A 7,859-nucleotide genomic window follows, 5' to 3' on the forward strand; every position below is an offset into this window, starting at 1 on the left:
CAGCGCCTCCTGCATCCCATCCGATCCACGCATCGTCTTCACCTTGCTTCGATCATGAACACGATATCCACAACGACTGCCTGGCCATGCGCGTTTACTCGCGAGCGAATTTCAACAGCCTGCTAGGCTTTGGGCTTGCATGCAGTTCGTAGCATCCGCGCGCGGCATGGCCTCATTGTGGTCGTGGTGGAGGCGGCGGGGATCGAACCCGTGTCCGCAAGTCTCTAAAGGCAGTTCTACATACAAGTCAGGCTGTTTGATTTAACCTTTTGCACGTCAGCCGACGGGCTTGCATCGGGCGAGTTACCTGATTTAACTCTAAGCAAAGTAACCCTCTAAATCAGCGCGATTCCGCATTAAACGTTTACCTTCGTGCCGCGCTCTGCCGTCGCCGGGAGATAACCGGGGCAGCGCGTGAAATTTCATTGTTCTCCCCGGCTTGCATCCTGGAAACCAGCAGCGCGCGTGCAAGGCCATGGTCGAGCGCGTGTGTATCTTTACCGATGCGCACGGTAACCGGTCCCTCGAACGGCGCGCGTTGCATCACCCGTACCGCGGCTCCCGGAACAAGTTTGAGGCCGGCCAGGTAGCGCAAGCGCTCTGAATCCTGATTGCTGACGCGTACGATGCGCACGCGCTCCTTGAGCGGGGCGTCGGCGAGGCTGAGGCTGGTCGATTCCGGAACGATGCCTTGCAGCGTCGGAATCGGGTCGCCGTGCGGGTCCAGCGTCGGGTTCCCCAGCCACGCGGCGATGCGCGCTTCCAGCTTTTCCGAAATTGCGTGTTCCAGCACCTCGGCTTCTTCGTGGACCTCATCCCAACTGAAGCCCAGCGCGCGGACGAGATAAAGCTCGATCAGGCGATGGTGGCGGATCACTTCCAGCGCGACTTTAGCGCCCGCATCGGTCAGCGTGACGCCGTGGTAGCGCTTGTAGCGGATCAGTTTCAGATCCGCCAGCGTTATCAGCATCGCGGTGACGCTGGCGGGTTTCAGCTTCAATGCCGCCGCCAGCGCGACGGTGCGGACCGGATCGTTTTTTTGCGCGAGGTGGTAGATCGCCTTCAGGTAATCCTCGACGACGGGAGTGATCTTCTGCGATTCGTTGCCGGCCAAAGTCATCGAAGCCTTTCCTTTATTGCGTCCAAAAGCTCGCGAAACATTATGGTTTGTACAAGTCCAAATTTAGGATACTCTAAACAAAAGTTCCAATCTGCATGAATCTGCGAGATCGAAAACCGGATTGATGATGCTGCACCCTAGTCGAAATATCAATATCGCCACGCGCCGTATCCGACGGTTGTTTGCGCTGGCCATCATTCTGTTGGTAAGCGGCTGTGGCGACGCGGTTCCGATTGCCTCGGAAGGCGCGCAGCAACGCAGTGTGGACGATAGCGGCCCGCTGCGGATCGTCACTACCATAGGCATGATCGCCGATGCGGCCAAAAACATCGGTGGTGACAAGGTAAGCGTCACGGCGCTGATGGGCGCCGGCGTCGACCCGCACCTGTATCGTGCCAGCGAAGGCGATGTGCGGCGGCTCGGCGCTGCCGAAATCATTTTTTACAACGGCCTGCATCTGGAAGCCGCCATGGGCGAGGTGCTGGAACGCATGCAAGGGCGCAAGCGCACGGCCGCCGTCGCCGACGGTGTCGAGCGCGAACGTCTGCTCGCGCCGCCTGAATTCGCCGGCGCCTACGATCCGCACATCTGGTTCGATGTCGAGCTGTGGGGCAAAGCCGGTGGGCGCGTCCGCGACACACTCGTCGCATACGATCCCGACAACGCCGTCAGCTACCGCACCAATGCCGAACGCTATCTGAATGAAGTCCGCGATCTGCACGAGTATGTGAAAGCGCAGGCGGCGCGCGTGCCGCAACCGCAGCGCGTGCTGGTTACGGCGCACGATGCGTTCAACTATTTCGGACGCGCTTACGGTTTCGAAGTGCGCGGGCTGCAAGGCATCAGCACGGCGAGCGAAGCCGGAACGGGTGATGTGCAAGCGCTCGCGGCCTTTATCGCGGAGCGGCGCATTCCGGCGATCTTCGTCGAGAGCTCGATTCCGCAGCGAACCATAGAAGCGGTGCAGGCAGCGGTGAAAGCGCGCGGCTTTGAAACGCGTATCGGCGGACAGCTCTATTCAGACGCGATGGGCGACGCCGGCACGCCGCAAGGAACCTACATCGGCATGGTGCGGCATAACGTCGACACGATTGTCGGGGCGCTTACGGTGGGCGCCACCGATTAAGGACTTCACCGGCGCAGGCAAACAATGCATTCATTTACGAATACAGCTCAAGGTACTGCGCAATTGCAACCGGGCGCCAAGACGCCGGCGATCGATGTAAACGATCTGACCGTCGCTTACCGCGACAAACCGGTGCTGTGGGACATCGACTGGAGCGTGCCGGCGGGATCGTTGACCGCCATCGTCGGCCCCAACGGCGCAGGCAAATCGACGCTGATCAAGGCGATTCTGGGCCTGGTGCCCGCGGCCGCCGGCAGCGTGACGATTCATGGCCGCAGCGTCGATGAGAACCGTCGCCTGACCGGCTACGTGCCGCAGCGCGGATCGGTCGACTGGGATTTCCCGACCAACGTGCTGGACGTCGTGATGATGGGCAGCTACGGCAAGCTCGGCTGGTTTCGCCGCCCCGGAAGGAAAGAACGCGAGGCCGCCATGCAGGCTTTGGAGCAGGTCGCCATGGTGCCCTACGCGGCGCGCCAGATCAGTCAGCTTTCGGGCGGGCAGCAGCAGCGCGTGTTCCTTGCACGCGCGCTCGCGCAGGACGCACAGGTTTACTTCATGGACGAGCCGCTGCAGGGCGTCGATGCTAAGACCGAAGAAGCCGTGGTTGGATTATGGCGCGAGCTGCGCAACGATGGCCGCACCATCGTCGTCGTACATCACGACCTGGAGACGGTTGCGCAATACTTCGAGCGCGTCTTGTTGCTGAACGTGCGGCGCATCGCCGGCGGGCCGGTAGCCGACGTATACACCGAAGAGAACCTGCGCCTCACGTATGGCGGGCGCGTGCCGTTCCATCCGCAAGCAACGCGCGCGGTCGCCGCGGTCAGCGCGCATGAAGCGCGGCAGCAGGGGAAATCCGAAGCGCCCGAAGCGCTTGTGACCGGCGCTGGTGCGCGCATCGCTACGCGTTTGAGTTGACGAGAGTGAGTTGACGAGAGTCGAGTCATGGCATCAACGACTCACGGCAAGTATCGACGACGCCCATCTTGCATAGCCGTCGTCAACGCGAAGGCGATGGGCTACTAAAACCGGATCCGGAGATGAACGTCGAATTCTTTGATTACACACTGCGCACCGTTGCGCTCGGCGCTGCTTTGCTCGGCCTGGTCAGCGGCGCGCTCGGATCCTTCGCGGTCTTGCGCAGGCAGAGCCTACTCGGCGACGCGATTTCGCACGCCGCGCTGCCGGGCATAGCGCTCGCGTTTCTGCTCACCGGCAGCAAGGAAACGCTGGTGCTCGTGCTCGGCGCGGCCATCGCCGGATGGATCGGAACGCTGATCGTGATGAGCATCGTGCGTACCACGCGCATCAAGCAGGACAGCGCGCTCGGCATCGTGCTTTCGGTGTTTTTCGGCTTCGGCTTGATGCTACTCACTTACATTCAGAAGCAGCCGCAGGCGAGCCAGGCCGGGCTGGACAAGTTTCTGTTCGGGCAAGCGGCAACCTTGCTCGCCAGCGATGTGATCATGATCGCTGCCCTTGGCGCGATCGTGATCGTCGTCACGCTGCTGTTCTGGAAAGAATTCAAGCTGTTGAGCTTCGACGCCGATTACGCGGCGAGCCTGGGCTTGCCGGTGCGCGCGATCGACATCGTGCTGACCAGCGTTATCGTGATCGCGATCGTCACCGGACTGCAGACGGTCGGCGTGGTGCTGATGTCCGCTATGGTGGTAGCGCCTGCCGTAGCCGCACGGCAGTGGACCGACCAGCTTGGCGCAATGGTCGCGCTTGCCGGAATGTTCGGACTTCTAGCGGGCGCGAGCGGAGCGATTGTCAGCAGTGCTGTCGAGCGCCTGCCGACGGGCCCGACGATCGTCGTTTGCCTGAGTCTCGCGGTGCTCGTCTCGCTGTTGTTTGCGCCGAAACGCGGCGTGGTTTGGCGGCGTTTCAGAAAGCGCGGGGCGCGCGCGATGGCCGGCTGATTGCTTTGTCGTGGTCCCAGGTTCCGATTAAAAAACTCGCGTTAAACGCTTTCACGGAATGAATTGAATTCGCGCCTGCCCGCGAATGGCAAACCCTTTTGCGGCGCACGAACCGTCGAAGAGCGCCGCTACAGCGCGAAGGAGTCCGGTTTGAAAAATAGAAGGGTCGTCGCGTGCTTTCACCCGAAGTAGAAATCCAGATCATCGCGGCAGTGGTCGCGGCAGCGTGCGCGCTGCTGGGCGTCTTTCTCGTGCTGCGGCGCATGGCGCTGATGAGCGACGCCATCAGCCATTCAATTCTGTTTGGCATCGTACTGGCGTTTTTCGTGGTCGAAGATATCACGTCGCCGTTTCTGATTCTGGCCGCGACCGCGACCGGGATGCTGGCCGTAATTCTGGTCGAGCTGTTGAACCGGACCAGGCTGGTCAAGGAAGACGCGAGCATCGCGCTGGTGTTTCCACTGCTGTTCAGCATCGGCGTGATTCTGATCGCGCGCTATGCCGGCAACGTCCATCTCGACGTCGATGCCGTATTGCTGGGCGAGTTGGCGTTTGCGCCGTTCAACCGGCTGGTCATCGACGGCGCCGATTACGGCGCGCGCATGCTGTGGGTGATGAGTGTCATTCTCGCGCTCAACGCCGCGTTCGTCGCGCTGTGCTACAAGGAACTCAAGCTCTCGACTTTCGATACGCTGCTCGCCCACGCCCTCGGTTTTTCGCCGGCCGTGATTCACTACGTGTTGATGGCGCTGGTTTCGGTCACCACGGTGGGCGCGTTCGATGCGGTCGGCTCGATACTCGTTGTCGCGCTGATGATCGCCCCGCCCGCCGCCGCCTATCTCTTGACCGATCGGCTATCGCGCATGATTTTTCTCAGCGTCGCAATCGGGATCGCGAGCGCATTGAGCGGCTATTGGCTGGCGCGCGTGCTCGATGCTTCGATCGCCGGCTCGATGGCGACGATGTCAGGCGTGCTGTTTGTCCTCGCGTGGTTGTGTGCGGCGGAGCGCGGTTTGATCGCGCTGGCGGCGCGGCGCCGCCGGCAGCGCTGGGAATTCGCGCAAATGGTGCTCGCGGTCCATTTGCATAACCACGAAAAAACAGCGGCGGCGGCAATCGAAAACTGCGTCGAGCATCTGGGCGTTGGCTTGCGCTGGCGGCCAGACTTCGCGCGCGAAGTCGTCAAGCGCGCCGAGAAAAGAGGTCTGGTGCAGCGGGAAGGCGAGGAAAGTCTTCAGTTGACGAAGGCCGGCCGCGGTCTGGCGCATGAAACGATGACCGCTGGCGTTCTCGTCGAGGGAGCGCCGTAAAAGCGGTTTCGCATGCGGATCTCGAAGAGTTGTGCTGTCGCGGAAAACAAAAAAAAGAATGGATTCGAAAATGAAAAATTACCTGAGGGCAACCCTCGCTTCAGCATTCATCTTTTGCGCGGCGTCGGCGCCGGCGCAGCAGGAAGGATCATCATCGATTCCCCAGCCCACGGCGGCCGATGCGTCCGACACCATCGCGACCGACCGTCCGGACTTTACCGAAAGTCCGCTGGTCGTACCCTTGCGTTTCCGGGCGCAGATCGAAAGCGGCTACACCTTTACCCGCAGCGGCGAAGACCGCGAGCACACGGTCGGCGAAATTCTTGTGCGCGTGCCGGTCGCCAAACGCGTCGAACTGCGCTTCGGAATACCGTCGTACCTGGTTGTTCGCAGCGATGCCGAAGATGATGAAGGCGGCGATGCATCGGGATTCGAAGACGCCTCCCTCGGCGCCAAGTTCGCGCTGTCCGAAGGCTCAAGCGAAAACGGGTTGGTCAAATGGCCGGCGATGGCGCTCATCGTAGGCACGAGTTTGCCGACGGGCGCAAGCGCCTTTCGCGAGGACGATTTGCAGCCTGACGCCGTGTTCGCCATGGCGGTCAATCTGACTGAACAAATTGCACTGGCTTCCAACCTCGGCTACTCCTACGCCGCCGATCGCGGCGACCGCTTCGATCAATTTTTTGCCAGCGTTTCGCTCGCCGTCGATTTGACCGAGCAAGTCGGAACCTACTTCGAGGTGTACGGTTTTACCCGCGTGGAAGCCGCCACATCCGACGGCGCGCGCTTTTTCAATACCGGACTGACCTATCTCGTCGACGACGATTTTCAACTCGATACGCGCGTCGGCGTCGGTCTGGACAACGATGTTTCGGGCCCCGACACCTTCTTCGGCTTCGGTTTCGCCAGGCGGTTTTGAGTGGCTGCAACTTTGGCGAGTGCTTTTCTTATCCAAGCATCTCCAAATAAAACCGCCACCGCAAGGGTAGCGTTTTTATTTGGTGGAGGCGGCGGGAATCGAACCCGCGTCCGCAAGTCCTCTACAGGCAGTTCTACATACTTGGTCAGGCTGTTTGATTTAATCCTTGGCACGCCAGCCGACGGGCTTGCATCGGGCGAGTACCTTGGATTTAACGCGCTCCAAAGTAACCCTGAAGCGCGCGATTCCGCGTTTATGACTCTGCGTCCGTTATATCCGCGCTGCTAATTCGATTCCCAAACGCGGAATCGAACCCGTGGCCGACGCGACGCGCCCGGTTTTCGGACCCTTGTATAGAATCGCCATATCAGGCAAGCCGCAACAGTTATGTTTCGGCTATGGGTGCAGTCATCTGCCGTATCGTCAGTGTTGCGCGTTGCTCGATGATGTTGATGATCTGCTCAACCAGAGGATCGTCGACAAATCCACTGCCCGGTGCGGAGTAAAGCTTGCGGGCAGTCATAGGGAGCTGTCTGGCTAGTTCCAGGATGCGTTTGCGGGCCTGCGCAACGGAGAGGCCAGCCGCTTGAGCAAACTGATCCCAGTGCCGCCCCTGCACTTCGCTGAATTTGTATGTGCTGCCGAGTTTCATCGCCATCCTGGGGGCGAGGGTCGGATACACCGCTGTCGAGAGCGTGTCATAGAGCGGAGCCAGAACAGGCGCCTTGCCCACATACAGCAGGGAGAAATTCTTGGCGTGCGCATCGTGGTTGCCAATCAGAGCATTAAATACCACGTAGTCGAGCAAACGCAGCACCTGCGGCGCGCTGGGGCGCGTGACGCGGCGTACAAGCTCAAAGCATTGCGCGAGATCGGGGCCACCCTCGTTCTGGTATTTCATTTCTGGCGCCACGCCCAGCGCCTGGCAGAAATCTTCTTGATGCAAGCGGTGAATTTCACCCTCCGCATCGGCCGTTCTGTCGTACCGCTCGATCAGAAGGAACTGACGCCCCTGAACTGAGTGAATCCTTGAGCGGGCTGGCTTGAGTTGCATGGCTTCGGCTAACGCCAGGCAGAATCCCTCGTTGGTCACACTGTCCTCGACGGCTGGAATCGCCGGTTTCAGGATGTGCGAGCTGGGCGCGCCGTTGCGGGGCAATCCAATCCGATTGCCCTCCACGACCACCGGGAGTTTGTCCTGGGCGCCAGCCAGCGAGAGGCGCAGGCCATCCTTGCCGGCCAGCATGGGGCGGCGAGGTAGCTCATCAAGGACGGCGATGATGTCCTCGTCGCTCAGCCATTCAACCTCGCTGCCGGCCGCTGGCAGGAGCAAAGGCTGCCCGGGTTCCAGTAAGGTCACCGCCCCGGCGCATTCGCCGCCAATATGGTCCAGCAGGGCAAAGTCGTTCTGCGCGGAAACCTGGAACTGCTGCGCGATCAAACGGCGCATCCGGCCTTC

At 60.8% G+C, this 7,859-nt stretch carries 7 protein-coding genes and 1 other RNA gene; 5 read left to right on the forward strand and 3 right to left on the reverse strand.

Annotated elements, in window-relative coordinates; all coding sequences use genetic code 11:
* Positions 1-364: 364 nt before the first annotated feature.
* The gene (locus tag H0V78_12795; GenBank protein ID MBA2352617.1) at positions 365-1,120 is read right to left on the reverse strand and encodes a metal-dependent transcriptional regulator; all 756 of its coding nucleotides are present in this window, start codon (positions 1,118-1,120) and stop codon (positions 365-367) included.
* 127 nt (positions 1,121-1,247) lie between these two features.
* Here H0V78_12795 and H0V78_12800 point away from each other — a divergent pair, with 127 nt between their 5' ends.
* The 5 genes from H0V78_12800 (at position 1,248) to H0V78_12820 (ending at position 6,400) form a co-directional block, all read left to right on the forward strand.
* Complete coding sequence (locus H0V78_12800; protein MBA2352618.1) at positions 1,248-2,246, forward strand: zinc ABC transporter substrate-binding protein; 999 nt, start codon at positions 1,248-1,250, stop codon at positions 2,244-2,246.
* A gap of 24 nt (positions 2,247-2,270) precedes the next feature.
* A complete protein-coding gene (locus tag H0V78_12805; protein MBA2352619.1) occupies positions 2,271-3,167 on the forward strand; it encodes a metal ABC transporter ATP-binding protein in 897 nt (298 codons plus the stop codon).
* A gap of 122 nt (positions 3,168-3,289) precedes the next feature.
* Complete coding sequence (locus H0V78_12810) at positions 3,290-4,171, forward strand: metal ABC transporter permease (GenBank protein MBA2352620.1); 882 nt, start codon at positions 3,290-3,292, stop codon at positions 4,169-4,171.
* Positions 4,172-4,344: 173 nt separating this feature from the next.
* Entirely contained in the window at positions 4,345-5,481 is a 1,137-nt protein-coding gene (locus H0V78_12815) for a metal ABC transporter permease (GenBank protein MBA2352621.1), read from the forward strand.
* A gap of 70 nt (positions 5,482-5,551) precedes the next feature.
* Positions 5,552-6,400, forward strand: a complete 849-nt coding sequence (locus tag H0V78_12820) for a transporter (GenBank protein ID MBA2352622.1) — start codon at positions 5,552-5,554, stop codon at positions 6,398-6,400.
* Positions 6,401-6,480: 80 nt separating this feature from the next.
* Here the strand turns inward: H0V78_12820 and ssrA are convergent.
* Positions 6,481-6,736: a transfer-messenger RNA gene (gene ssrA / locus H0V78_12825) on the reverse strand.
* 49 nt (positions 6,737-6,785) lie between these two features.
* Positions 6,786-7,859: type II toxin-antitoxin system HipA family toxin (locus H0V78_12830; GenBank protein ID MBA2352623.1), on the reverse strand; the 1,074-nt coding region annotated here is incomplete at its 5' end.

The organism is Burkholderiales bacterium, from assembly GCA_013695435.1.
Taxonomy (GTDB): domain Bacteria; phylum Pseudomonadota; class Gammaproteobacteria; order Burkholderiales; family JACMKV01; genus JACMKV01.

Bases quoted from the DNA above. Each gene is read 5' to 3' on its own strand.
- H0V78_12795 (MBA2352617.1), bottom strand. From the start codon at position 1,120: ATGACTTTGGCCGGCAACGAATCGCAGAAGATCACTCCCGTCGTCGAG.
- H0V78_12800 (MBA2352618.1), top strand. From the start codon at position 1,248: ATGCTGCACCCTAGTCGAAATATCAATATCGCCACGCGCCGTATCCGA.
- H0V78_12805 (MBA2352619.1), top strand. From the start codon at position 2,271: ATGCATTCATTTACGAATACAGCTCAAGGTACTGCGCAATTGCAACCG.
- H0V78_12810 (MBA2352620.1), top strand. From the start codon at position 3,290: ATGAACGTCGAATTCTTTGATTACACACTGCGCACCGTTGCGCTCGGC.
- H0V78_12820 (MBA2352622.1), top strand. From the start codon at position 5,552: ATGAAAAATTACCTGAGGGCAACCCTCGCTTCAGCATTCATCTTTTGC.